Consider the following 23,780-nt stretch of genomic DNA (forward strand, 5'->3'; position numbering starts at 1 on the left):
ATTGAGGGACCCTGTCTCGTTCGCGGCGGACATAGGTAAAGCGGTTGCGTCAGCCAAGTGCTCACTGGCTAAGGGCAGCAACCCAGGGCTGGTCAGGAGGGCTAAGGAGTTCCCGTCGTTAATGTTAAGCGTTGGCTTTGGCCCAGCCTTTACGTTCTTCCTGGCAAAGGTTGAGGACTACAACGCGGTGTCGGAGGTATTTCGTTACCTTTCCGGAGGCGGGGCTAACTCACAGGCCCTCTGCAGTGAGATGGAGGCCAGGGAGGGGGCCGGCTACGCCGGGTATGTGGCCATCCTGCTGCTGGCCCTCAGGGAGGTGGGCAAGAGCATAAGTGTTGACGGAGGCTCGCTGGAGCTCTACATCAACCTCCTTGACGTGGCTAAACAGGTCAGCGTTAAGGAGGCCAGGCGGCTCGCCCCCTACCTTGAGGAGGTAAAGGAGGTGCTGGAGGCGCTTCCCTATGGCTGAGGGTGGCAAGGGCGCTGAGGAGCTCACCACTGACTGGGCAAGGAACGTGCTGCAGCAGGCAGCCAAAGATGTTGACAGCCACTTCTCCAGCAAGCTTGTGGCCTCCTTGAGCCTGCGCAGCGTCACGCCCTGGTGGGGAGGCGACTACGAGGGCCGCACGTCTAGCTGCGTTGACGAGGATGAAGTGGTGGGGAGGCTGAGGTGGCTCCTGAGGACTGTATACAACAGGTTTGCGGCCAGCAACACCAGTAATTACTCAGAGGCCGAGGACTTCGTCTCAAAGATCCTGGGGTCCGAGGAGGGGAGATCCCTCTACGCCTTCAGGACCAGCTGCGGGAGCGTCAGTAGATGGCCTGGCATTGAACTAATGCGCAAAAAGGGAAAGTGAGGACACAATTCGATTTTATTAACTTCCTGCTGATGGGCAGGAGCAACGTAGAGGACTACCTGCCTAAGAAGGTTGAGGAGCTGAGGCTGGACATCATCAGGCTAGCCCCTAACAGCACTTATGACGAGCTTATAGTTGACGCCGTCCTGATAACCCTGGCCTACATCGGGGTGGGGAGGAGGGCCAACAGGGGGTTCGGCCGCTTTGCGCCTGTCACCTGTAATGGGTTCAAGGTCGGCGGGGATGTGTGTAAAAGCGTTCTGGAGGGTGACTTGGTTGGGGCCTTCAAAAAGTTCTATGATCACTTCATGAGAGCTACGAACTTACAGGTTAAGAACAATAAGTGGGATAGCTCTAGTGTCCCCCTGCGCCTCGCCTTCCAGACCTAGCGGGAACCGATGGGCCTGACGTTATCAAAGAGATCACATGCCCCAACGTCCAGGACGTGCTATATGTCATGGAAGCTATTCACAGGTCTTTCCTTAAGCTGACCATCAAGCATACACATAACCTCAAGAGTATAGATCCAGCGCCATTTATTCATACATGGATTTACGGGCTGCCACGGCAGGCCAAGGGGCCGCGCAGCATGCAGGGCTCTGATGTGCAAGTTGAGACCGGTTCCACTAGTGATGCGAAAAACGATCTGAATAATATTGTGAAAAACCTCACAAAATTTGAACAAAACGTTAAAGACAGTCAGTTCACCGGTTACTTACTCATTGATAACGATAGGTTGACAGATCCAAGGAGGCAGTCCATGTTCATAGTGTCGCCCGTGGTGAAGCCTGGCCCTCAGGGCCAGCAGTCGCTGAAGGTATATGTACTGCCATTCCTCTCGCTCAAGGATCACGTTGAGGCCGTTCAGAGGCTCTTTCATATAGGGGTTCATAAAGGTGGTTCAGGTAAAATACATTTGGTCTTCGTCAGCAGGATCCTAGATCAGAACTCAGCTAATAAGTGGCTCTACCCAGATGAGCTCAAGAAAGCTAGCCAGCTTTCTAGTGGACAGAGAAGCCTCTCATTTTACAACAAAGGGAACATAGATGATAATGTTCGTGACCTGATAGAAGCCTATATAAAGGAGCTGGTCGATAATATAAAGGAGCTGGTCGATAATATAAAGGAGCTGGTCGATAATATAACTAGTAACGGCCTCGGAGTTAGAGCCAGCACCGGCGTTGGGGCTAAAGCTAGAGGTGGAGGCGGTGGGCCCAGAACTACTGGTGGCGGTGCTGGCGGCTCAAGGGCCGCACATCAGTCAAGGGGGTCGAGACGTCAACCCAGTGGCAGTAATACTGCTGCTAATAGCGGGAGGGGAGGACGGTGAGCGAGGGCCACAGGCTCCTTAAGGCCATCAAAACGTTCTCCGACGTGTATACTAAAGAGCTGTTAAATGCTAAAAAGCCGTTAAATGCGACGGGCAGCAACTCACCGAACAAAGCGCCAGGCGAGGTGTTGAGCGAAGCGCGGCTTAAGGCCAAGGAGGAGGCAATGAGAGTCCTGGTTCAGCCGGTCAACGTGTCCCACTACAACTTGATAGCCCAGTACTTACGTGATGTAGAGGAGGCGCTGAAGGGCTCGGGCAGGTGCTATATCAAGATATCGTTTACGACCAAGAGCAAGCTGATAGCCGGCTGGAGCCCCGTGTACTTTATAACTGAGGTCCCCCTGGCCTGGGACCTGATACTTGACACCCCCTACATACCTGGCTCCATTATAAAGGGCTTGCTCAGGGACTACTTCTTGGAGCTAACGAACGACGAGAACCTTACCAACTGCGTTTTCGGGGAGGGCGGAGGCAAGGGGTCCTATGGCATGGGGGTTGTTGAGTTCCTGGACGCCTATCCCGTGTCCAGCAGGTCCGCCGAGCTCACTTATGACATAGTTAACCCTCACTACAAGGGCGTTGGTGACGAGTATGACGTGCGCCCTAACCCCGTTAAGTTCGTGGCCATAAACGAGGGCGTCAAGTTCGTTTCGTTCATCTCGTTTGACAAGACGAGGCTTTCCGGGGTTTGCGGCCACGGGGCCGCGGAGGCCCTCCTCAAGTCAATACTTCTTTCTATGAGGATGGGGTGGGGTAGGAGGACCACGAGAGGTTATGGCGTTCTTGACCTCGACTTGAACGGGGTGGAGGTAAGGTGTCCGAGCCAGGGGACTCGTTGATAAGGAAGAAGGTCATAGCCTATTTCCACGACCCCCCTTGGAAGGCATGGGTTATCTCCAGAAACATACTAAACGACTCAGCCGGCGAGCCCCCGCCAAGCGGGGGTCACGAGGATCACGCCTGTTACCTGATCAGTAGGCTGGGCTTCCAGTGCTCGCGGCCAGACAGGGACATACCAGATGACGTGAGGTTCGCTGACAAGCTCTCGTCAGCCATAGACAGGTGGGTCATAGCTAAGACTTACGAGGGCAGCGAGAGCGGGCTTATGATAACAAAGATGAAGTATAAGCTCAACGTCTTCTCGCCATGGATGAGGTTTGAAGTAGGTGAGGGCTCATGGAAGCTCAGTTGGTCAAGGATATCCAGCTACGTGAACGAGCTCTCTAGCATAATAGCAAATGGCGTGGAAAGCCCTAACCTAAGGTATCACCTGGCCTACTTCCTTGCCCCGCTCATATGGTACGAGGTGTTCCCAAACGTGCCGCCGCTCGCCGACACCAGGGCCCCAACCCACACGGTCTTCGACCATGGTAGTGCCACGGCGGCCATGCTTAACATAGTCTCATGCAGCTCCGACAGGCCACAGTTCCATGGACATGTCGTAGTAGTTGACTTTCCCTCTGTGCAGGAGTTCATAACTTACAGCCGCAAGACCAGGGACCTCTGGGCCTCCAGCTGGCTCGTCTCAGCCCTGCTGTGGGGCTCAATAAAGGACTTCGTGGATAGATACGGCCCTGACGTAGTCCTAAGGCCTGAGCTGAGCCTGAACCACTTCTTCATAGCGTGGCTCTACAGGAAGGTAAGAAAGTTAGCTGAGGACAAGGCGAAGCGCGTTAAGTACTATGCTGAAAAGTACGCCAAGCTGGAGGGCAACCCAAGGATATCAATGATGGGCGACAAGGTAATCCTGCTCCTGCCGGACCAGGACGGGGCCTCTATAAGGAACGCCATAAGTAAGGGGTTCAGGGAGTCCTGGGAGCAGGTAGCGGAGACCATATTGTCTTCATTTGACAATGACCCTACCATAGATGACACGATTAGGAAGTACATCAAGGAAGCCGAAAGAGAGCCGCCTGTGGAGCCCATCATACAGGCGGTCAGCGTAAGTGAAGTATATAATGACTACGTCAAGAGGCTGGGGCTATCTTCTGAGGACCTCAGGTGCAGGGAGGGCCCCGTGCCGCTCGAGTACTCCCTGTTCTTTGAGTACTTGATTAAGAGGGCCCTGAGCTACAGGGCTGCTAAGTACTCGTATGGCACCACAATAAGTGGTGCTGTCCGCGAGGTGACAAGCAAGGGCAACTACAGGGTCTGCACGGTGTGCGGCGTGCTGCCGGCCGCGCTATACTATCATGACAGCAAGGACGACGTTGATCACTCTGAGGGCAGCGACGTCAGCGACAGGCTCTGCCCATACTGCGCTGTCAAGCGGAACCTGAGCAAGAGCTTTAGCAAGGTCCTTGAGAAGCTCGACCTGAAGGTCAGCGATGAGAAGTTCAGTTTTCCGTCGACCGCTGACTTAGCCATGGCTAGCTTCAGGGAGCGCCTGAAGCACTCGCTAAAGAACAAAGGGGCCGAGAGCTTAATGGATTCCCAGTTCTCGGAGGAGGTGGCCAGCTACTTTGGTGGCAACAGGGAGGCCGTCAACAAGGTAAAGCTTTACCTAGACATACTGCAGGTTGATCAGAAGCTCTTCAACGACCTGCTCACCAGCTATGGCAGCGTCTATTATGCTGTGATAAAGGCGGACGGAGACTGCATGGGCAAGGGCCTCTGGAGCGGCCTGCTCCCCGACAGGTCAAACGTGCAGGCCGGCGGAGGGGCTAACGAGTGCGGGCTCTCCAGCGAGCTCACCATAAGCAAGTACATTAAGTATGTTGTAGAGGCCCTGGCCGACGTTGAGCCTAACGCAAAGGATAGCCTCAACGAGCTGCTGAAGGGCGCTGACGATGTAGAGAAACGCATATCTGATCTCAGGAGGAGGCTCTATGGTGGCAATGGCCTGGGGACGTCGCAGCACGGCGCCTTGCCGCTCACGCCGGCCTACGCTTACGCGCTGTCAAGGGCGCTGACGATGCAGGCTATAATAGACAAGGAGCTCATAGAGGCCTACGGTGGCTATGCCATCTACTTAGGGGGCGACGACGTTCTAGCAATCTCCCCGGTGAGGTTCCCTCTGAACATTAACGACAGCAAGGATGAGCTGGTGGCCCTAGAGATAGTAAGGGCTACTAGGCATGCGTACTGGAAGTACTGTGAGGGTGATGTGTGCCCTACCCCTGACGCGTTCCCTGACGGCTTCAAGAGCTACAATGGCCTTTTGGTTGACTCCCTTAGGCCTTACGGGAGGAGCTACGCCATTTACGTATCGCACTACAAGGACCCAATGGCCATAGCCATCTACATGGCGGCCAGCCTCCTAGAGCTAAAGGATAAGAGCATCGGTAAGGACGTAATGTTTGCGTCGTCAGGCAGGGGCGCCGTAGGGCTTGAATACAGCGCGCTGGGCCTCAGGAATGAGAAAGGCGAGCTCGACCTGAATCGGTTATATCTAGCAGAGAAAATCTACGACCTCATAGAGCAGCGGATGTTAAGCAGGAGCTTCGTTTACGACGTGTTAGAGCTCGACAGGTACAGCTCCTCGGACGTCGTGTACCAGGGGCTCATAATGAGGGCCGTAGAGAGGAACTTGCTGGTCAGGGGGGACGAGAGGACTAAAATATCTCAGGAGCTCTATAATGACTTGATACAGTACCTTGGCAGGCCGACCTGCATGGGCGAGGCCTGTAGCTCACGGGGCAGCGCGGGAAGGCCTGGGAGGCCAATGGAGCTGGTCCAGTCGATAGTAAAGCTGGTAAATTATATGAATGTGTAGGGGGTGGGAGCTTGACGAAGCTGCTCATAACGCCCCTAGGCCCCGTGGTATTCAGGTGGGGCGGACTGAGCTCGATACTTATAACGGGCTCCCTGAACATGGGATTCGTCGAACCCCTGCCGCTGCCCTCGACGATATACGGGTTCCTCAAGTTTGCCTACATATCGAGGGGCCTGGGCACCGAGGCGCCTAGCTTCTCAGGGCCCCTGCTATATGTCAGGGGCAGCGACGAGGCCTCAGAGGCGATCTGCGTCCACCATTACCCAAGGAAGCTCACGTGCAGGGTCAGCCATGGCAAGGAGAGGAAGTACGTGGACCTGGAAGTGAAGGAGGACGCCGTGAGCCGCAAGATCGGTATAGCCCTTGATTACGCGACTAAGACGACCCGCCCGAACTACATATACATGGAGGAACTCATTGACCTCCGCTACGTTTCTCAGCAAATAATTAACGGCGAAGAACCCAAAGAGTATGGCGTGCTAATAGACGTAAATGATGACAGAGCGTCAAAGCTGGACGGATACGTCGGTCCCTTCGGAGGGGAGTCGAGGCCAGCCAGGGTCAGGGCAGTCGACGTAGACATAGGGGGTGGAAGCCTCAGGCTGTTGGCATCCCCAGCCATAATTGACGGAGAGGACATCAGCGGTAACTGCGCCGGCTACTCAGATGCTGAGCTCACGCGTGCCGTGAAGTGGAGGCCCGAGAGCGGGGGATCAGAGGGCAGGGCCTGCGTGTCCCCCTATGACGTCATTAAGGGGAGGATCGTGTACAGGCTCATCTCCTTAGGCTTCGATCAGGGCAAGAGACTACCCATGGAGATGGCCTTGATGCCAGGAGTGAAGGTGCTAGATGACTTGAAGTACGTGGGCAGGTACGCGTCTAAGGGGTGGGGGTCCGTTATTAACCTTTAACCTGCCAGGACCTTCAGTCCCGCAGCAAACTTAAATGATGACCTATAAGAAGGGCGTTTAAGCTCCTTTTCCCACTAGCCTTCAGTTAATTATCATAGTATAATTACGGGGGGATGGCCCTTGAGGACAGGGTACGCGCGGAGCTGGAGGGTCCTCATGCTCGCGCTAGCCCCTAACTCGTTTGTGGTAGACCTCACGGACGCCCCGCTGCAGTACGTCGAGGCCATAAGTGTCCTGGGGACGACGCTAAGGAGCTCAGGTACTGACTGCCCTCGGCCTGAGGCCAGCTGCAGCTTTCCCTTAACAGGTAACACGACCACTTAACCAAAGTGACTGTCCAGTGCAGCCTGTGACCGTCTTGGGATACCGCCACATCATCGTTAAAGCCGTCGCCCGCGCCGTCCTCTGTGGCGAGACGATGGCGGCCGAGGCGCCTGGCGGGGCGCCGGAGCCCGAGGAGGTCCTGGGAAGGCTCCTGGCCTCCCCGTCATTTAGTGCCTGCCTTGAGAAGGTGAGGGGCTCCTGGAGGCCCCTGCCAGACGAGCCAAGGCTCTACAGCTACCTAGCCGAGGACGGGGGCAAGAGCCTCTCGAGGTCAGCGAGAGGCCTCAGCTACTACTACGTGAGCGCCGTGGCCCTTGGCAACAGGCTCTACGTTGGGCCGCTCGAGGACAGCTACCTCGTCTTTCCCCCTCTCGACCACAATAGGAGGGCCCTCAGGTACATGAAGGTGCTTGAGCTAATGGCCGTCTCCAGGGCCCTCGATATGGTCCCTGGGCCCACGCTAGTTCTGATGGATGGGAGCCCCGTCTCCTTCCTTGGCTGGGACACCCCCGAGAGGGCCAAGAGGAGCTCACAAGACGACGTGGAGCAGCTGCTGGAGGCGGCCTCAAGGGCCGTTGGCTTCAGGAGCCAAGAGGAGCTCTGGGACGAGCTCCCCGCCCTCGAGCTGAGGGGCCTGGCCGCCCCGAGGCTGCTATACAGGGCCGCGGTTCTCGACGCTGAGTTAGCCCTGGGCGTGGAGCAGCTTGAGCTCTACAGGCAAGCCTCTTCGTTGCTTTCGCACGCCCTTGAGAGCGGGGACCTGCTAGTGTTCATAGCCAAGAGGTCAGGCCTGAGGACCCTTTGTGACGCCGAGCTGAGCGACCTGGATCTCCTCTCACTTGCAGCTGAGGGGCCCGGCTACCTTGTGGCAAGGCAGGGCACGCTGGGGAGCGTGCTCAACTACCGGTCGCTCCCCAGCGTTGGGGGCCTTAGGGAGGCCTCCAGCAGGCTAAACTACGTTGACGTCCTCGTCAAGCTGTCGCCGCGGTCCAGCGTCCTGAGGCTCCAGGCGCTCTCCCCAAACCTTGAGGGGGAGGCGCTCGCGAGGGAGGCGGTGAGCTCAGTCATGGGGGTTGAATTAAACAACGGCTACCCTGTCCCACTCTCCGCGGCCCACAGGCTAGCCAAGTCGCCCAGGGGCCTGGCCTCCCTACTGGCTGGCCTTATGGGAGATGACGAGGTCAGGCTCCTCGCGGGGGTGAGCTGACATGAACCCCAGGTGCGAGCACGGCGTGCTAACTCACTCGACGCCGCTCTCGGCGGAGGCGTACACAAGGGGCAGGTCACTATCGCCTGGCCAGTTCGTGATAGTTGAGGAGGACGGGGACAGGAAGTACCTGGCCATAGTGACCGGGGTCGACCACGGGAACTACATCGTTGACGCCGGCAGGGTCCCGAGGGACGAGCCCTACTTTGAGAAGCTCTTCACCAGGGTGACAGGCGTTGGTGAGCTGGCCACTGGAAACTATTATAGGGTGACGCTTAGGATCCTCGGGCAGCTCTCAGGGGGCTCCTTCACGCCAGGCGCGAGGTCTCCGCCGCTCGTAGGCTCATGCGTGAGGCCGGCCACCGACAACGAGGTGAGGCTGGCCCTGAGCGTGAAGAACCCCGTCAGAGTCGGCGAGGCCCTGAGCCAGGGCGGCGTCGAGGTCTCGCTCCCAGCCGACTCGGTTTTCAAGCACGTCGCAGTGCTGGCGATGACAGGCTACGGGAAGAGCAACGCCACGTGCACCCTTGTAAAGGGCCTCGTCAAGAACTACAGGGCGACCGTTGTCCTCCTTGACTTCCACGGGGAGTACCTGGGACTCGCTGACGACCCGGATCTGAAGGGGCTCGTCGTTATCCAGAAGGGCAAGCTCGACCCGTTCACGCTCTCTGACCAGGAGCTCGTTGAGCTCCTGAGGCTGCCGTCAAACGCTGTGGTCGAGTCCCTTCTCGTCAAGAAGGCCTTTAGGCTGCTTAAGGCCTACAGGGACAGGCTCGTGAACCCCTCAGTTGACAACAACGACGAGTACAGCAAGTGCCAGCAGGTTCTGTCCAAGTGCTCGGAGAAGGACTTTGCCTCATCCCTTATGTGCGTGGTTAAGAGCTGCTGGGACAAGCTCTCGTTATCGTCGGAAACAGGCGGTTCAAACGGGAAGATGTCAAGCTCCCAGGCCTCCAGGAGCGCCCTGAGCCTGCTGAACAGGCTGGACGACTCCTTCTGGAGCCTGAGGTCGGTCCTCAGCAGCTCAGCTTACAGCGAGCTCGAGGACCTAGTGGTGCCTCACAAGCTCAACATCTACGACATGAGCGAGATGGACCTAAACGAGGCGGACGTGATCGCGAGCTACCTGCTCAGGAGGCTGCTGAACGAGAGGAAGATCTACGAGAGGTCCCTATACAATGGGGCCACGCAACCTAAGGGGTATCCTACCCCAGTCGTTGTAGTGATTGAGGAGGCCCACGTGCTAGTCCCAGCTGACGAGAACACCCAGACAAGGTACTGGGCCGCTAGAATAGCCAGGGAGGGGAGGAAGTTCGGCGTCGGCCTGATCCTAGTAAGCCAGAGGCCGAGGGGCCTCGACATTGACGTGCTGAGCCAGACCAGCACCAAGCTGCTGCTAAGAATGGTTGAGCCTAAGGACCTTAGCCAGGTCAGCGCGGCCAGCGAGTCCCTCGGTGAGGACCTCGCAAACCTTCTCCCCGGCCTGAGGCCTGGCGAGGGCCTCGTGTTGTCTGATGGCCTGCCAGTCCCCGCGCTCGTCAAGTTTGACGCGTGTGGGGCCCTGAGGAGGTACAGCAGCGGCAGGTTCGTCGAGGAGTGGGTCAAGGGTGACGACAGAACCACCTAGCAGCGTCGAGAAACTAGCCCCTCTAGGCCACGCCCATGACCCTGAAGGCGACAAGGGCCTCCAATATGCCAGCTGTGCTGGTCACTTACTTGGCGAGCGCCAAGTCTCCTCGCCTACCTTAGTGCGGTGGACTAGCCCTAGGCTCTCGAGCTTTTTGACATGCTCGTCTATGGCGTTCTCACCCTGTCTTCGTGCCCATAGACCTTCCTGACGGCATTTGTTGCAGCCCTCCTGCAGGTCTTCACCTCACGCCCCCTTCCTCCTGCGGGGGCCCGAACAGTTGTCACCCAACTGAAGCCTGCCGCCAGCTGCGTTGCCGAGGACCTTCGCGAGGCTAAGAAAGGGCCTGCTGTCAAGCAGCTCACCCAGGCTGGCGAGGGCCAGCGGCTCCTAGGGGACGGCCATGCGCTTAACAACATAGCCTGAGCGCTGGCGCTGGTGAGAGTCGTAGTGGGCTTCGCGGCCGCGGGGTCTCACGCATGTAAAAAAGCTGAACGCTCGTGGCAGAGGTCTTACGTGTTGAACGGCGCCCTGTAGTTGTCCTTCTTGGCCTTGTACTCCTCCAGGTCCTTCTTCACCCTGTTGTAGGTGAAGTCCGAGGCCCTCCCCTCCTTCTTTGCCTCCTCTATTACCCTCTCGCTCTTCTGCTCCAGCATACTGATTATCGGTATCCTAATGCCCTTCTCCCTGGCAACCATGAGGGACCTCGGGTAGCCCGCGTGGGCGTGCCTGACCACTCCCATTCCTGGGTCCACAGTGAACAGCCTTATGGCCTTCTGCTCGGCCAGCTCCGTGCCATCTACTACCATGCCGAAGCCAGCGTGTATTGCGTAGCCTATCCCAGTCCCTCCCCCGTGGTGGAAGCAGGTCCACGTGGCGCCGACCGCGGTGTTGAGCGCGTAGTTAAGTATTGGCCAGTCCCCCACGGCGTCGCTACCGTCAAGCATGTTCTCGGTCTCCCTGTAGGGCGAGGCGACAGACCCTGCGTCAAGGTGGTCTCTGCCGAACCATATTGGGCCTGAGAGCTCACCCCTCCTAACCATCTGGCTCACCACCTTGCCGAAGAGCGCCCTCTCCCCGTAGCCCAGGTAGACGACCCTGGCTGGGAGGCCCTGGAACTTGACGTACTTGTGCGCGGCCGTTATCCACCTCGCTAGCCTCTGGTTCCTGCCGAAGAGCTGCAGCAGCACGTCGTCAAGCTTGTATATGTCGTTGGGGTCCCCCGTGAGGCTTGTCCACCTGAAGGGCCCCCTGCCCTCCTCGAAGAGCGGCCTCATGAACTCCATCTGTCCAGGTATCTTGAAGGCCTCTGTCAAACCGGCGTCGTAGGCCTGCTTCCTGAGGTTGTTGCCGTACTCGAACGTAACGGCTCCCCTGGCCTGCAGCTCAAGCATGAGCTGTACATGCCTCTTCATGGTCTGCCTCGCGAGCTGTATATACTTGTCTGGGTCCTGCGACCTGAGCCTTGCTGCCTCCTCAACGCTCATGCCCTCCGGCACGTACGCGAGCGGGTCGTGGGCTGGGGTCTGGTCGCTCAGCACGTCAGGCACCACGTTGTCCTTAATGAGCCTGTCCAGCAGGTCAACGGCGTTAGCAAGCACTCCTATGCTGGTCGGGGTCCTCGACCTCTTTGCCTCAAGCGCCATGTCTATGGCCTTGTCTATGTCGTCGGTCCAGGTGTCGAGGTAGCCAGTGTCTATCATCCTCTGTATCATGTTCCTGTCAACGTCCGCTACGAGCGCAACCCCTCCGAGCATCTTAGCTGCGAGGGGCTGCGCCCCTCCCATGTTGCCAAGGCCTGCGCTGACGTAGAGCCTCCCCTCAAGCGTTCCGTAGTACCTCTCGGCGGCCGCGCCGATGGTCTCATACGTGCCCTGCAGTACGCCCTGCGTGCCTATGTACGCCCAGCAGCCCGCCGTCATCTGGTGGAAGCTTATGAGCCCCTTCTTCTCGAGCTGCCAGAAGTAGCTCCAGTCAGCCCACTTGGGCACGAGCATGGCGTTGCTCATAACTACCCTCGGGGCCCTCGCGTCCGTCTTAAACAGCGCTACGGGCTGGCCGCTCTGTATCGCTAACGTGTCGTCAGAGTCCATTGTAAGGAGGGTGTTAACTATGGCCTCAAAGTCATCCCACGACCTAGCAGCCTTCCCCGTGCCGCCGTAGACTATCAAGTTCTTAGGGTCCTTGGCTACCGCGGGGTCGAGCACGTGGAAGAGCATCCTAAGTATTCCCTCTACCTGCCAGTCCCTACTCCTGACGTGGAGCTCGGGCCCCTTGATGGCGTGCACTGTCCTCGTCTCTGGGTCGTAGAACCCCTCAGATATGAGCTCCTCGATCGGCTGTCCCTTATACCTAGAAGGCACGGACATCTTTCCCACCTATTTGATCACTGCTTTGAGTATTAATAATGGAGTATTTTAAAAGTTGTATGCACATCTTTATAAAATACTATCCATCAAAGTTTAGTCATGGCTACAAGGTTTATAGCCCTCAGGAGTAAACCCCTTAAAAAGGACTATCGGCTTATTATTAAGAACACTTGTCACAGCCTACTTTATCATAGCGTGAACTCTCCGAAGGCCCTAACCTTCTCTGGCTTTCTTCTCATTTCTACAAGGTAGACTATAGTGCCTATTATGAACCAGGCCAGAGAAGTCAGGCCAGCATAATCTAGCGGCGGCGGCGAGACGGCTGACAGCACTATTGCGGCCCCTAGCGCTATGACAACCGCAGCAGAAACCAATATTGTGACTATGCCAATCCTCTCCTTGTTCTTCCTCTTATAGTTAATGAGTCCCACAGAGGCCAAGAGGTGGTTCAGGAAGTTAAAGTACCCGTTTGAGGTCAGTAGGAACACGCTGCCCATCACAGGCCCCCACGCAAGACCAGCCGCTATGGCTGTTCCTGCAACTATTATAGAGGTTGCTATAACGTTCTTGCCTGGAACCTTGTACTTGTTAATACTTGCGAACCAGCTGGGGAAAAGCACCTGATCCCTAGCTATCCCATACGCTGCGCGGACAGCTGAGTTCATAAATCCCGTCGCAGAAGCATCGAAGGCGTAGATGACTAGGATCGCGAATACTATAGCCGCAATAGGCCCTATAGCTTGCTTATACGTCAGTATGCCAGGATCTGGCAACTGGGCATAGTCAAAACATCTTGTTAACTCCAAACGCTATCTCCTGAGCGTACGCATTAAATATCAGCGGGATGCCAATAAGTAACGCAAGCCACAAGAGCGCCTTGGGGACGTTTCTCTTAGGCTCCTCAGCCTCCTCGGCCAGGGGTATTGTCTGGTTCATGCCGCCGTAGGTGGTTATGGCAAATATCATAGTTGTGAGTATTATCGGCCAGTCCTTACCGAGGGGTATAGTTGTAAAGGGCGTATACGTCACCTTTGAAGCGTTGAGCGCGACTAGCGCTACTCCTGTTCCTAAGAGGAAGGCGACCTCCACGAGCCCTGCTATGAGATTAAAGGTAGTGCTGGTCTTAGCTCCAAAGTAGACCAGGGCACCCACTTCAAATAATATTACTAGCACTATCGGTATCCAGATCCAGGGGTATGCCTTGTAAAGTGAGGGAGATATCAGCGATGCAAACCCTGCCAGCCCGAGGACTGCGAAGCCAGCTGTGCCGGTCACATAGATAGTACCAGTACCCCCACCCTCCTATGACAAAGGAAAGGTATGAGCTCCTGAAACCCTTCTTCTGAATTACAGCCCATATATATGATGATGCTATGTACTTGCTCCACTGATACACTATATAAGTCATTCCCACGTATATAAGCCACGCCAACAAAAGGACCAATGGCAGAGAGCCGCCTACGAAGGAGGCTAGCGTGGTGAAATAGAGGGCAGCAGTAGCGACAGGCCCGTTCGCCGCCAGGCCGTTAGCAACTAATAACCATGGTGATAGAACCCTTTTGCAAGCCCGCCCTCCCCGCTAGAGGGGTCCTTTTGTGAGGCCATCCGTTGCCCCCTCCCTGTAATTTTACATACAACATTTTACATACAATACTGTATCTGTTGAAACAAAATAATATCGTTAATTGCTGGCATGATATGTACGTAACATAAGTATATATCAGTGTGACAAAACTTTTTTATTAAGTTAAAGTCTTGAACTTAATAAAACTTGAACTGAGAGTAACCTAGCTTCTAGCTCATAGTAAATGAAGCCATTACTATATATCAGAGGCGTGGCGCTGCTTCCCCATATGATAGAAAGCCGTGAGCGATTAAATTCAGGGCGGCGTGAGTTTGCCATCAGCTATGAAGCTCTTTGGCGTACAGTTAACCTCATCCCTTTTAAGGCACAAGACGCTGTTTACTGATGTTAAAAGCATCTTTTATTTGTCTACCAGGGATGTTTACCTTTAACACCATCAGCGTTGCATCACGTGTGTAGCCTAATAAGGCCTCCAGCTAGCAGCGCTGGCAACGCTTAGTGTAGGCCAAGAAATCAACCTCTAAAACCCCCACGTCACCAGCCGCCTGGCGGTCTGATTGGCCTCAATAGTCAGGCAGCCCGTAAGCCTGCTCAAGGACCCTGAGGATGTTAGAGTTAGGGACCTCAGACCTTATGTGCCTCTGCTCGGCGTCCCGTGGGACTGGTCAACTGCCGGCAGGCCAGGGGCGAGGTTCGCCCCAGCTGCAATAAGGGAGGAGCTCCTCTCCATGAGGCCCCTGTCCCACGAGTACGGCACGATGGAGGTAGGCTTTGACGATCTTGGCGACGTTAATGTTGTCGGTGGTGACTTTAAAGAGACCTCGAGGAGAGCCGTTGAGGCAGCCTCCAAGGCGCTGGAGCTCGCCAGGTCAAGGCGTGTCCCCATGGTCGTTCTTGGAGGTGACCACTCGGTGACGGGCTGGACCTCGCTCCCAGCGGTGAGCTCAGGGGCTGTCCTTGTTGTGCTTGACGCACACTATGACATGAGGAGGGTGAGCGAGGGGGTCACCAGCGGCTCGTGGCTGAGGGAGCTGGCGGAGTCTGTGAGGGGGCTGAGAGCAATGGTCATAGGAGTTGCGGACTACGCTAACCCTCCCTATGCGCCGTCAAGGGCTGAGCAGCTCGGCATAGAGGTCGTGCCCAGGTCAGCCCTGCTGGAGTCATCCGAGTCTAGCCTGGAGGAGATCTCGGGTTTCGTAAGGGGAAGGGAGGTGTACCTGAGCATCGACATTGACCACATCGACCAGGCATTTGCGCCGGGGGTCAACAGCCCCACGCCGCTGGGCATGACGCCATACGAGAGCCTAAGGGTGATACGCGCCGTCGCCTCGTCGGCGTCGGCCCTGGTCGGGGTTGACGTTGTCGAGGTGGTCCCGTACCTTGACCCCACGGGAGGTACAGCGAGGCTTGCAGCCTCCCTCATCCTAAGCGCGGTGCACGTCTCTCTCAGGGGGATGAAAGATAATGGTACTGCTCTGCAGGGGCAAGCGCCTCACGCTTGAGGAAGTCTGCTCCGTGGCCGCTGGGGACAGGGTCGCCGTCTGCGACGCCTCATATGAGCTGTTGGCCTCGGCCAGGAGCTCCTACGAGAGGGCCGAGGGAGTCGTCTACGGGAGGACGACCGGCCTCGGCGCCCTGGCAGGGAAGGAGCAGGGCTACTGGATCGGGAGAGAGCACGAGGTGTTAGTAGAGCATGACGTGGGCGTCGGGCCAGAGGCCCCAGCTGAGGTTGTTAGGGCTGCAATGGCTGTCAGGGCCTCCCAGCTGGCCCAGGGCTTCGCGCCCGTGAGGCCCGAGGTAACGAGGAGGCTAGTTGAAGCGCTTAACGGAGGCCTGACGCCGTCGGTGAGCCTCCAGGGGAGCGTGGGGGCAAGCGGCGACCTGGCCCCCATGGCTAGGATCGCCAGGTGCCTCTTCTACGGCGAGGGGGAGGCCCTCCTCGGGGGCCGGAGGGTCAGCTGCTCCGATGCCCTCTCATCGCTTGGCCTCAGGGTCCTCGAGCTCGAGGCCGGCGAGGCGCTAGCCTTCATAAACACGGACGCCTACAGCGTTGGCATGGCCATGCTTGGAGTCTGCGCAGCGCTCAGGCTCGTGCGCGAGTCGATCAACGTCATGAAGAGGTCTCTGGCAGTGATGGGCTGTAACCCCCAGCACTTCTCGGACGCCGTGGCTACATCAAAGCTCACTGCCTCCGTGGGGGAGGTGGCCAGGGAGCTCCAGGGCTCCTGCCAGGCGTCGCCGAGGGTCCAGGACCCCTACTGCATAAGGTGCGTCCCCCAGGTCTACGGGGCAGCATCGAGGCCCTGGGCCTTGCAAGGAGGCTGCTCGAGGATGAGGCGTCCTCATCGTCGGAGAACCCGATAGTGCTTGAAGGCAAGGTATACCACGTGTGTAACTTCCACGCCGTTAACGCCGCGGTGGCCTCCGACACAGCTAAGGTGGCGTTATCCCACGTGGGCAACATGGTTGAGAGGAGGACGGCCCACCTGCTGAGCTCGGCCGATACGGGCCTGCCGGAGTTCCTTGTCGTGAAGGGCTCCGTAGTCGGAGCTATGATCTACCAGTACACCGCGGCGGCTCTTGCAGCCCTGCTGAGGTCGCTTGCCTCGCCGCAGTCAGTACACTCAATACCCACGAGCGGGGCGCAGGAGGACGTAGTCTCCATGGCGCCTAGCTCAGCGTTCGAGCTGCTGAGGGCCGTCTCGGCGCTTGCCAGGCTCATAGCGGTCGAGGACGCTTTGGCGGGCGAGGCCTCCCACGTTAAGGGCGGCGGGGGGCTGAGGGACCCGAGGGCCGCCCTTGAGGCGTCACAGGTAAAGGTGATCAGGGAGGCAGGCCTCGACGGCCTCAGCTTCCTGGCCAGCCTCGCCTAGGTGAGCCTGATGACAGAGGCCGACATGGTAATATACAACGCTAACATCGTGCTGTTTGACTCCCCTCCAGTGAGGAGGGGCTCCCAGGTCAGGACACTTGAGGGAGGGGAGCTAGCCATAAGGGGAGGCGTTATAGTCTCGCTCGGCCAGAGGGGCACCGTCAGGGGAAGGGTCCCAGCGACGCGTGAGCTCAACGCCTCGGGCAGGCTGCTGACGCCTGGCCTTGTTGACATGCACATGCACGCCGTCTTTGCAGGCAGCAGGGACGACGAGCTCGAGGCTAGGCTCAACGGTGTCAGCTATGCTGATGTGCTGAGGAGGGGAGGGGGCATATACAGGACGGTGAGGGCCACCAGGGCAGCGAGCGACGCTGAGCTTGCGGCGCTCCTTGAGGTCAGGCTGGCCAAGGCGCTCTCGCTCGGCACCACTACAGCCGAAGTGAAGACTGGCTACGCCCTAGACTACGACGGCGAGCTGAGGCTCCTGAGGGTGATAGCTGAGGTTGCTAGGAGGTCCAGGGTAACGGTGGTGCCCACGCTGCTCGCGCATGTGCCGCCCTACGACGCTAGGGAGGGCGAGGCCAGGAGTGCCTACGTCAGGGGCTTCGCTGAGCGCCTCGTGCCGGCGGCAGCGGGCCTGGCCAGGTTCGTCGACGTGTTCTGCGACGAGGGGGCCTTCACCCCAGGTGAGGCCAGGCTTATCCTCTCAGCGGCAAGGCGCTGGGGCCTCGGCGTCAGGGCCCACGCGGACCAGCTTGCCAGGATAGGCTGCGCCCAGGCGGCGGCCGAGGCCGGCGCCGCCTCGGTTGACCACCTCGAGGTCTCCGACGAGTCGTCGGTGAGGGCGCTGGCGGCCTCCGGCTCATTTGCAGGCCTACTGCCCGCTAGCCTCCTGGCGACAATGGGCTCCTCAAGGCCGCCCGTGAGCCTGCTCAGGTCCTATGGGATCCCCATGGCACTCGGCACTGACTTCAGCGCGAACAGCATGATGCTCTCCATGCAGACCGCCATGGACCTCGCTATATACCTCTACGGCCTGACGCAGGCCGAGGCGCTGGCGGCAGCAACGGTAAACGCAGCGATGAGCCTCGGCCTCAGGGACAGGGGGCGCATAGAGGCTGGGGCCGCCGCCGACCTAATCATATGGGATCTGGAGAGGGTCAGCCAGCTTGGCTACGACTGGGGCAGGGACAGGGTGCTTACAGTTATCAAGGACGGGGAGATAGTGGTAGCCTAGCGCTCCTCTACCTTAGATGCCCGCCACGTCCTCCTAAACTACCGCGCCCTAAGGGGCTCCCACCGTGAGGCCACGGTGGCTGGCCGCCACGGCACGCCACGTGCCTTCCTACGGTGCGGCCCTCCCGACGGCAATGCCTAAGGGCTGGGCCAGCCAGCTAGGCTCTGCGCCTGCCCTGCGCTGGAACATATTAATTGAAAATGATTTGCAGGCCCTCAGCAGCGCGCCCGCCAAGCCATAACTAAGCACGGCAAAATTAGTCCTGGAGTTAGCTAGCCTCAGGCAGGCGTAGCCAAGCCCTCTGGAACGGGCTTTAGGGATCCAGCTTCCATGGCTTGCCCTCGCGGCGTGGGACTCCACGGCTAAACAACGTGCAGGCGTCAGGCGGAGGCTACAGGCGCTCGGGAGCTCACGCCTGCCCAGGGGAGCTCACGCTGACCCTGAGCTCGCCCATCCCCATGGACCTCAGCTTGCCCACGCCGATCTCGGCCGCCACGGCCAGCAGCCTGTCTAGCAGCGCTGAGCCCAGGCCTCTCTTGACCTTGTAGAGGGCCCAGCCTGTGAAGCCCCTCAGCAGCCTCAGCCTGCCCAGGTAGTCCCTGCCGACCACGACGGTGGCGGTCCTCAAGTTGTAGTCAACCTCTACCATGTAGAGGTCCGCCAGCCTGCCGACGTAGTAGTGCGCGAGCTGGACCCCTTTGGGGTCGCCCACCGCTGAAAGGAGCGCCTTGGCGGCGTACGCCGCCAGGTAGGCGGGCTCTGGGAGGAGCCTGTAGAGGTTAGGGACCCTCCTGGTCATGTCTGACGCCCACGGGGGCGCCATGACCTTGACTGGTATGGCCGTGGGGGTGACGAAGTCCAGCCTAACAAGGCCGCCCTCCCTGCCGAGGCCTACAGAGAGCTGGGACGGCCTGAGCAGCCTCGCTGACGTCACGGTGTACCTGAGCATCCCGGGACCAACGTTGACACTGCCGTCGCACGACACGAGCTTTGAGAGGTCCAGCTCGACGCCGCGTGGGGCCAGGACGGCTATAGAGCCGCGCAGCCTCTCGCCCCTGGCGACGGTTATCGGGGGCCCTGAAGGCTGGGAGTAGAGCCTCCTGCCCCTGCTGTCCCTGAGGCACCTGAAGGTGACTAGAGCCCTCCTCTTGGAGTAGAGGTCCCACAGGCCCGAGAGGCAGCCGCCCTCGGCCGCCGCCGACTTCAGGGCCTTAGAAGATATTGGCTGCAAGATCACGTCGTTCTCAGGGACCACGTCGAGCTCAAGCTCAGTTAGGGTGAAGGCGTCGTCGTCAAGCTTCAGCAGCTCCGTGAACGTCATACCAACCCCTCGAGCCTCCAGAGGCTGACCAGCAGTTTAAGCCACGCCGTCCCCCTCGCCTGCCCCCTCCTTCCCACCAACAGTCCCCACGACCTCAGCTGCGACACAAGGTTCATCAGCGTCTTGTGCCCGACCCCCATGGCCTGCTCTAGCTCATCCCGCGGCACGCCCGAGTAGAGCAGGTACGACGCCCTCACCAGCCTCTGGGGCGGGTCGCACAGGAGCTGCAGGGGCCTCATGTCAAGGACCCTCCCGCCTAGGTGGAGCCTCGCCCTCACGCCGGCCGCGGAGAGCAGGGCGCCCAGGGCAGAGAGCGCCGCCATCTCGTCGCTCCCCTCTGGGAGGAGCAGCTCCACTGAGGAGTAGTTGCTCGACGCCACCAGCTCTGCGCCCTCGGCCATGTAGTCCATCGCGTCCAGGCCCGGGCTCAGCTTCACAGCCCTGTAGCCGTCAGACGGGTCAGCTATGACCTCATCTAGGCCGCTGCCGGCCGAGAGCAGGAGCCTCGACATAGTGGCTCACGCGGTATTAGAGGCCCTCGCACGTTAAAAGCATTGTCCAAGGCCGCCGCTGGACCGTCACTAACCTTCAGTGACTAATTTACCTGTAAAGCGGGCACTTAAGCTTCGCCTAAGGAGGGGGTTGTGACAGCTGAAAGGCTAGGCCCCCAAGGAACGAGTTGGACGTCCTCGGAGTCCTACTCTAACAGGCCCCTCACCACGGCGAACGCTGCGCTGAAGGGCATAGCTAGTGGGGTATATTTTTAACATAAGGGGTGAGGCCCGCAGGGCCCCGGGCACGTGCCGCTGGACGAGCTGAAGCCATTGGAGCTGACGACAAGCCCGACCAGGGTTACTGAGCCTAGTTCGCCCGAGCCGGCACCCCTCTGTCGGGCCAGGCCCGCTTACAGCTCTAGGCCAGGACGGGCCCGTAAGACAACTTGACGCCGCTGTCCCGACGGGCGGAGCTCTAACTGCGGGCAGCCCTGCTGGAGAAGGCTATAGGTGGGAACCCTTGGAACCACTTAAGAGGCTCGATGCTGCGCACAGTGAAGGAGGGGGCTATAGTGGGGGGACATGAAAGCGATGTTAAACCTGGCTCCCAGGATAGCGTGCAGGGGCAGCAGACTGTTCTCGTAGTTATGGCCCTGAGCCAGTCGGCTAGCGTCATGGAGGCGGCCCTCCGCAGCAGCATTCCGCAAGACGCAAAGCCCAGGCTGCTTCTACTGGTGCCCGCTGAGTCGTCAACTAACAGGTGGGGCAGGGTCAAGGACCTCCTTCAGGGCGCCTGCTCCCAGGACCGCGGCGACCAGTCCGAGGAGCTCCAGCGCGCGGCGGAAGAGATTCAGGACGAGAACGTCAGGAAGGTGGTCAAATCGTACCTGGAACTGAGGCGAACCTTCAGTAATGTATGGCGTCAGTGCCACGACGTTAACGACCTGTACGATATAGACTCCAGGGACCCCCTGGAGATATCGAGCCGCATACTGGAGCGCCTGGGCCGGGACAGGGCCCTAGAAAATTATGACATGATAGTCTTTAACATCAGTAGCGGCCTGAGGGGCGTTACGACCGCTATGATCTTCGCGGCCCTCGCCCTGGCCGCCTACGTCAAGTACTCCCAGAAGGGCCGCGATGAAGAGAGCGCGCACAAGGTCATGCTTGTCCTTGAGAACTGCCCTGAGCGCGGCGGCACATATTCGTGCGAGAGCCCAATACAGCTGAGGTCCTCAGTGGCGCCGCTGGCGCTGGCAAGCCTGGGCGAGTTGTTGGGCAATGAGCTCTTCCTCAGCGTTGTCAAAGTCCTCAGTGACGTGGCGGGCGGCAGGCTCGAGGAGTACGTGAACGACCACTGCCCGGGCAACCGGCGCAGGAGGAAGGCGCAGGGGGCGGAGGTCTGCAGGGAGGCTATAATAGAGGCCGTCAAGAAGGTCTATGGCAGCGATCGCTTAAGTGAGAACACGATAGACAAGTACCTGAGGAAGCTCAAGAGCCTGGGGCTCGTGAACAACGAGAAGGTCGGCAAGGAGATGTGGTACTCGCTCACGGCCGAGGGGGTCGGCATTGCTAGCATACTGGAAGCGCTCGGCGCCTTTGAGAAATTGGGCGGGCGAGGGGCTCATCGGGCTCCTGACTAGCTAGGAGCCGCCGTCAGGTCCTTGGTCCACCTCGCTCAGGGGCGCGGTTGCACTGTACAGAGTGTTGAAGGGTCAACAGCATGTCCTTCGGGGGCATAGTTGTCATGGGTGAGCAGCCGGGGTGAGGGCTTGGCAAGGATCTCTGAGATAAGGGCCAGCATAGAGGGCCTCGGCAGGCTCCTGGAGGGCGTAGCCGCTAGGGCCCCGGAGCTCGCGGGGGCCCCCGCCACACGAGGAGGTTGGGGATGAGTACTCGAGGAGGGTTGAGTTCCTGCCGGACGCCAGGGTCGAAAGGGTTGACCTCGCCTCGCTCCGCGGCGGCAGGTTTCTCGGCCATTCGCTGAGCGGCACGTTCGATGACCTTGACGTTGAGGAGCTTAGTCGTGAGCTGGAGGGCCTCGGCGAGGACTTAACTTACTACTTCGCTGTCGAGACGTGCGTCAGGGCCGGGGCCTGCAGCGAGCTGATCTCTATATATCGAGCGGCAGGAGCGGGTATGTGGGTATAGAGGTGAATTGTCACGAGTATATGGACAGGCTGCTCGAGGTCCTCGAAAATGAGAGCGAGCAGGTCAAGTCAATCAAGGAGGGGCTCAGGGAGGCCGTGGCCACCGCCGTGGGGCTCTGGGACGTCGACATGATCAGGCTCCTGCTTGACCTCTCCGAGCAGGGCAGAGCATGTTACACGAGCGGGCCGGTTCCCAGCGCCGTAGTAAACTGCATCGTGGGCCCAGAGCGCTACGCCAGGATCCTGGCTAAGCGCATCAGCATTGAACCCCCGCGCCTCCCTAAGGCCACCCTCGTGGCTGAGGCCGCTGCTGCGGGAGCTCATGGAACCCGTTAGGCACCTCAAGGCTGTCGAGGAGAGGGTCGGCGCAGCGATGGAGGGCCTTCGGAAGGAGAGGTTCCCGTACGTGGGCGTCGAGAACCTAAAGGACGGCTGCCGCCTCATCAAGGTGGCTGATCCTAACCTGATCGCCTCCTCCCTCAAGCTCTGCGTGGCCCCCTACCTGACCCAAGCAGGCTCAACCCGAACCTCGAAACGGTAATACGTAACCTCCCTCGCCCCGGTCGACGCGTGCAGCCAGCTTAAGGGCAGGGGCCGCAGGTTCGGCCTCGTGCTGGCCCTGCCGTCTAGCAGCCCGGGCGGCGGGGCCATCAAGGTCATTAGCTGCGCCGAGGGCCTGGGGCCAGAGGCGGCGGGCCTCATGTCCAGGGTCATCAGGGCCCTCCAGGCTTAGATCCAAACGGCCCCGTACCGCAAAAGGGGTCTCGGGAGGCCCCAGGGCCTTAGCATGCCCCCTCGCCCCGCAGCTGGGGAGAAAAACAGGCGAGCTTAGGCCCCGGAGGGGCCAGGAAAAGAAGGGCCCTAGCCGCTCAGTAGTCCTCAGGCAGCTTGATGACCACCGGCTCCTCCTCGAGCTTCTTGAGGTCAACCCCGGGCAGCAGCGTGGCCTCAGGAGGCAGCTGCACCCTCTCGCCCTTCTCAGGCGGCGGGCTGACTATCTTGCTAACCCTCCTCTTGAACAGCCCTAGCCTGAACCTGAACAGCTTGCTCCTGAGCGACTGTATTGCCCCTGCAGGGTCGACGGCCTTCGGGCAGACGGCGCTGCACGAGGCCGCGAAGTGGCACCTGTGGCAGCCGTGCTCCGTGTCAACTATCAGGAACCTCTCCTTCCACCCCTCGTCCCTGACGTCGTTAACGAACCTCAGGGCGTACATGAGGGCCTGCGGCCCCAGGAACTCAGGGTCAGCAGCCACCACCGGGCAGGCCGCGTAGCAGAGGCCGCAGTAGACGCAGTTAGTGTACTGGTATATCTGAAGGTACTCGTCCGGGTACATGTCGTACTGGCCCTTGGGGTTCTCCTGCTCCTCCCTGTCGTTCCTTATCAGGTAGGGCTTCACGCTCCTGTGCTTGTTGAAGAAGTCGGTGAAGTCAGTCACGAGGTCCCTTATTACGGGGAAGTTGTAGAGGGGCTCAACGGTTATGACCGGGTTGGCCTCCGTGGCGACCTCAGTTATCTGGGTCTGGCAGGCCAGCCTCGGCGTCCCATTTATCACCATGCCGCAGCTGCCGCATATCCCCTGCCTGCAGCTGTACCTGAGAACTATGGTGTGGTCTATGTCCTCCTTTATCTTAAGCAGGGCGTCAAGCACTGTCATGCCCCTGTGCGCCTCTATCTTGTACTCCTGCCACCAGGTCCTCTTCGTCTCAGGGTCGTACCTCCTTATCCTGATGGTCACCTGCTTGGGCGGAAGCCTCCTCGCGGCCTCTATGTCCATTGCCAT

At 59.1% G+C, this 23,780-nt stretch carries 21 protein-coding genes and 2 pseudogenes; 17 read left to right on the plus strand and 6 right to left on the minus strand.

The features are described from left to right. Position 1 precedes the first annotated feature (1 nt). The 10 genes from ACZ5GQ_RS03565 (at position 2) to ACZ5GQ_RS03610 (ending at position 9,971) form a co-directional block, all read left to right on the plus strand. On the plus strand, positions 2-469 hold the full coding sequence (locus ACZ5GQ_RS03565) for a type III-B CRISPR module-associated protein Cmr5 (RefSeq protein WP_498857256.1): 468 nt from the start codon (positions 2-4) through the stop codon (positions 467-469). Then, positions 462-857, plus strand: coding sequence for a type III-B CRISPR module RAMP protein Cmr1 (gene cmr1 / locus ACZ5GQ_RS03570; protein WP_498857257.1), 396 nt, complete (start codon positions 462-464; stop codon positions 855-857). The genes ACZ5GQ_RS03565 and cmr1 overlap by 8 nt, the downstream gene beginning before the upstream one ends. Further along, complete coding sequence (locus ACZ5GQ_RS03575; RefSeq protein WP_498857258.1) at positions 854-1,246, plus strand: hypothetical protein; 393 nt, start codon at positions 854-856, stop codon at positions 1,244-1,246. The genes cmr1 and ACZ5GQ_RS03575 overlap by 4 nt, the downstream gene beginning before the upstream one ends. Positions 1,247-1,446: 200 nt before the next feature. Next, positions 1,447-2,187, plus strand: coding sequence for a hypothetical protein (locus tag ACZ5GQ_RS03580; RefSeq protein ID WP_498857259.1), 741 nt, complete (start codon positions 1,447-1,449; stop codon positions 2,185-2,187). Next, positions 2,184-3,026 (plus strand): type III-B CRISPR module RAMP protein Cmr6, encoded by an 843-nt coding sequence (gene cmr6, locus ACZ5GQ_RS03585; protein ID WP_498857260.1) that lies wholly within the window; start codon positions 2,184-2,186, stop codon positions 3,024-3,026. The genes ACZ5GQ_RS03580 and cmr6 overlap by 4 nt, the downstream gene beginning before the upstream one ends. Beyond that, entirely contained in the window at positions 3,002-5,902 is a 2,901-nt protein-coding gene (gene cas10, locus ACZ5GQ_RS03590) for a type III-B CRISPR-associated protein Cas10/Cmr2 (protein WP_498857261.1), read from the plus strand. The genes cmr6 and cas10 overlap by 25 nt, the downstream gene beginning before the upstream one ends. Before the next feature lie 11 nt (positions 5,903-5,913). Then, positions 5,914-6,813, plus strand: coding sequence for a type III-B CRISPR module-associated Cmr3 family protein (locus tag ACZ5GQ_RS03595; protein WP_498857262.1), 900 nt, complete (start codon positions 5,914-5,916; stop codon positions 6,811-6,813). A 120-nt stretch (positions 6,814-6,933) separates the two neighbouring features. Next, positions 6,934-7,137, plus strand: coding sequence for a hypothetical protein (locus ACZ5GQ_RS03600; RefSeq protein WP_498857263.1), 204 nt, complete (start codon positions 6,934-6,936; stop codon positions 7,135-7,137). A 34-nt stretch (positions 7,138-7,171) separates the two neighbouring features. Continuing rightward, entirely contained in the window at positions 7,172-8,344 is a 1,173-nt protein-coding gene (locus ACZ5GQ_RS03605) for a DNA double-strand break repair nuclease NurA (RefSeq protein ID WP_498857264.1), read from the plus strand. A 1-nt stretch (position 8,345) separates the two neighbouring features. Then, positions 8,346-9,971: an ATP-binding protein gene (locus ACZ5GQ_RS03610; protein WP_498857265.1), complete on the plus strand. Its 1,626-nt coding sequence runs from the start codon at positions 8,346-8,348 to the stop codon at positions 9,969-9,971. Positions 9,972-10,483: 512 nt separating this feature from the next. Here ACZ5GQ_RS03610 and hutU read toward each other — a convergent pair. The 3 genes and pseudogenes from hutU to ACZ5GQ_RS03625 all read right to left on the minus strand — a co-directional run. Beyond that, positions 10,484-12,340, minus strand: a complete 1,857-nt coding sequence (hutU, locus tag ACZ5GQ_RS03615) for a urocanate hydratase (protein ID WP_498857266.1) — start codon at positions 12,338-12,340, stop codon at positions 10,484-10,486. Positions 12,341-12,528: 188 nt separating this feature from the next. Then, complete coding sequence (locus ACZ5GQ_RS03620) at positions 12,529-13,113, minus strand: APC family permease (RefSeq protein WP_498857267.1); 585 nt, start codon at positions 13,111-13,113, stop codon at positions 12,529-12,531. Positions 13,114-13,123: 10 nt separating this feature from the next. Continuing rightward, positions 13,124-13,624: pseudogene (locus ACZ5GQ_RS03625) on the minus strand (amino acid permease); the annotation flags it as partial. 858 nt (positions 13,625-14,482) lie between these two features. Here ACZ5GQ_RS03625 and ACZ5GQ_RS03630 point away from each other — a divergent pair. From ACZ5GQ_RS03630 to hutI, 3 genes and pseudogenes are all read left to right on the plus strand, one after another. Then, positions 14,483-15,427 carry an arginase family protein gene (locus ACZ5GQ_RS03630; protein ID WP_498857268.1) on the plus strand — a complete coding sequence of 315 codons (945 nt, stop codon included), beginning with the start codon at positions 14,483-14,485 and terminating at the stop codon, positions 15,425-15,427. Continuing rightward, positions 15,390-16,798 (plus strand): annotated as a pseudogene (locus tag ACZ5GQ_RS03635) (aromatic amino acid ammonia-lyase). Before ACZ5GQ_RS03630 ends, ACZ5GQ_RS03635 begins: the two are co-directional and overlap by 38 nt. A 9-nt stretch (positions 16,799-16,807) precedes the next feature. After that, positions 16,808-18,034, plus strand: a complete 1,227-nt coding sequence (gene hutI, locus ACZ5GQ_RS03640) for an amidohydrolase family protein (RefSeq protein ID WP_498857269.1) — start codon at positions 16,808-16,810, stop codon at positions 18,032-18,034. Between the two features lie 409 nt (positions 18,035-18,443). Here the strand turns inward: hutI and cas6 are convergent, their stop codons facing one another. After that, a complete protein-coding gene (gene cas6 / locus ACZ5GQ_RS03645) occupies positions 18,444-19,355 on the minus strand; it encodes a CRISPR system precrRNA processing endoribonuclease RAMP protein Cas6 (protein ID WP_498857270.1) in 912 nt (303 codons plus the stop codon). Then, entirely contained in the window at positions 19,352-19,867 is a 516-nt protein-coding gene (locus tag ACZ5GQ_RS03650; protein ID WP_498857271.1) for a hypothetical protein, read from the minus strand. Before ACZ5GQ_RS03650 ends, cas6 begins: the two co-directional genes overlap by 4 nt. Positions 19,868-20,421: 554 nt before the next feature. On the opposite strand from ACZ5GQ_RS03650, the gene ACZ5GQ_RS03655 reads away from it, so the two are divergent. The 4 genes from ACZ5GQ_RS03655 (at position 20,422) to ACZ5GQ_RS03670 (ending at position 22,732) form a co-directional block, all read left to right on the plus strand. Continuing rightward, a complete protein-coding gene (locus tag ACZ5GQ_RS03655; protein ID WP_498857272.1) occupies positions 20,422-21,492 on the plus strand; it encodes a hypothetical protein in 1,071 nt (356 codons plus the stop codon). A 498-nt stretch (positions 21,493-21,990) separates the two neighbouring features. Further along, positions 21,991-22,335, plus strand: coding sequence for a hypothetical protein (locus tag ACZ5GQ_RS03660; protein WP_498857273.1), 345 nt, complete (start codon positions 21,991-21,993; stop codon positions 22,333-22,335). Further along, the gene (locus ACZ5GQ_RS03665) at positions 22,322-22,540 is read left to right on the plus strand and encodes a hypothetical protein (RefSeq protein WP_498857274.1); all 219 of its coding nucleotides are present in this window, start codon (positions 22,322-22,324) and stop codon (positions 22,538-22,540) included. The genes ACZ5GQ_RS03660 and ACZ5GQ_RS03665 overlap by 14 nt, the downstream gene beginning before the upstream one ends. A 69-nt stretch (positions 22,541-22,609) precedes the next feature. After that, positions 22,610-22,732 (plus strand): hypothetical protein, encoded by a 123-nt coding sequence (locus ACZ5GQ_RS03670; protein ID WP_498857275.1) that lies wholly within the window; start codon positions 22,610-22,612, stop codon positions 22,730-22,732. A gap of 136 nt (positions 22,733-22,868) precedes the next feature. Here the strand turns inward: ACZ5GQ_RS03670 and ACZ5GQ_RS03675 are convergent, their stop codons facing one another. Next, on the minus strand, positions 22,869-23,780 hold the full coding sequence (locus ACZ5GQ_RS03675) for a succinate dehydrogenase/fumarate reductase iron-sulfur subunit (RefSeq protein ID WP_498857276.1): 912 nt from the start codon (positions 23,778-23,780) through the stop codon (positions 22,869-22,871).

Source organism: Caldococcus noboribetus (assembly GCF_055389385.1).

Coding starts and splice junctions, on each gene's coding strand:
- ACZ5GQ_RS03610 (WP_498857265.1), top strand. CDS start 8,346: ATGAACCCCAGGTGCGAGCACGGCGTGCTAACTCACTCGACGCCGCTC.
- ACZ5GQ_RS03580 (WP_498857259.1), top strand. CDS start 1,447: ATGCAGGGCTCTGATGTGCAAGTTGAGACCGGTTCCACTAGTGATGCG.
- ACZ5GQ_RS03665 (WP_498857274.1), top strand. CDS start 22,322: ATGGAACCCGTTAGGCACCTCAAGGCTGTCGAGGAGAGGGTCGGCGCA.
- cas6 (WP_498857270.1), bottom strand. CDS start 19,355: ATGACGTTCACGGAGCTGCTGAAGCTTGACGACGACGCCTTCACCCTA.
- ACZ5GQ_RS03675 (WP_498857276.1), bottom strand. CDS start 23,780: ATGGCAATGGACATAGAGGCCGCGAGGAGGCTTCCGCCCAAGCAGGTG.
- cmr1 (WP_498857257.1), top strand. CDS start 462: ATGGCTGAGGGTGGCAAGGGCGCTGAGGAGCTCACCACTGACTGGGCA.
- ACZ5GQ_RS03650 (WP_498857271.1), bottom strand. CDS start 19,867: ATGTCGAGGCTCCTGCTCTCGGCCGGCAGCGGCCTAGATGAGGTCATA.
- hutU (WP_498857266.1), bottom strand. CDS start 12,340: ATGTCCGTGCCTTCTAGGTATAAGGGACAGCCGATCGAGGAGCTCATA.
- hutI (WP_498857269.1), top strand. CDS start 16,808: ATGACAGAGGCCGACATGGTAATATACAACGCTAACATCGTGCTGTTT.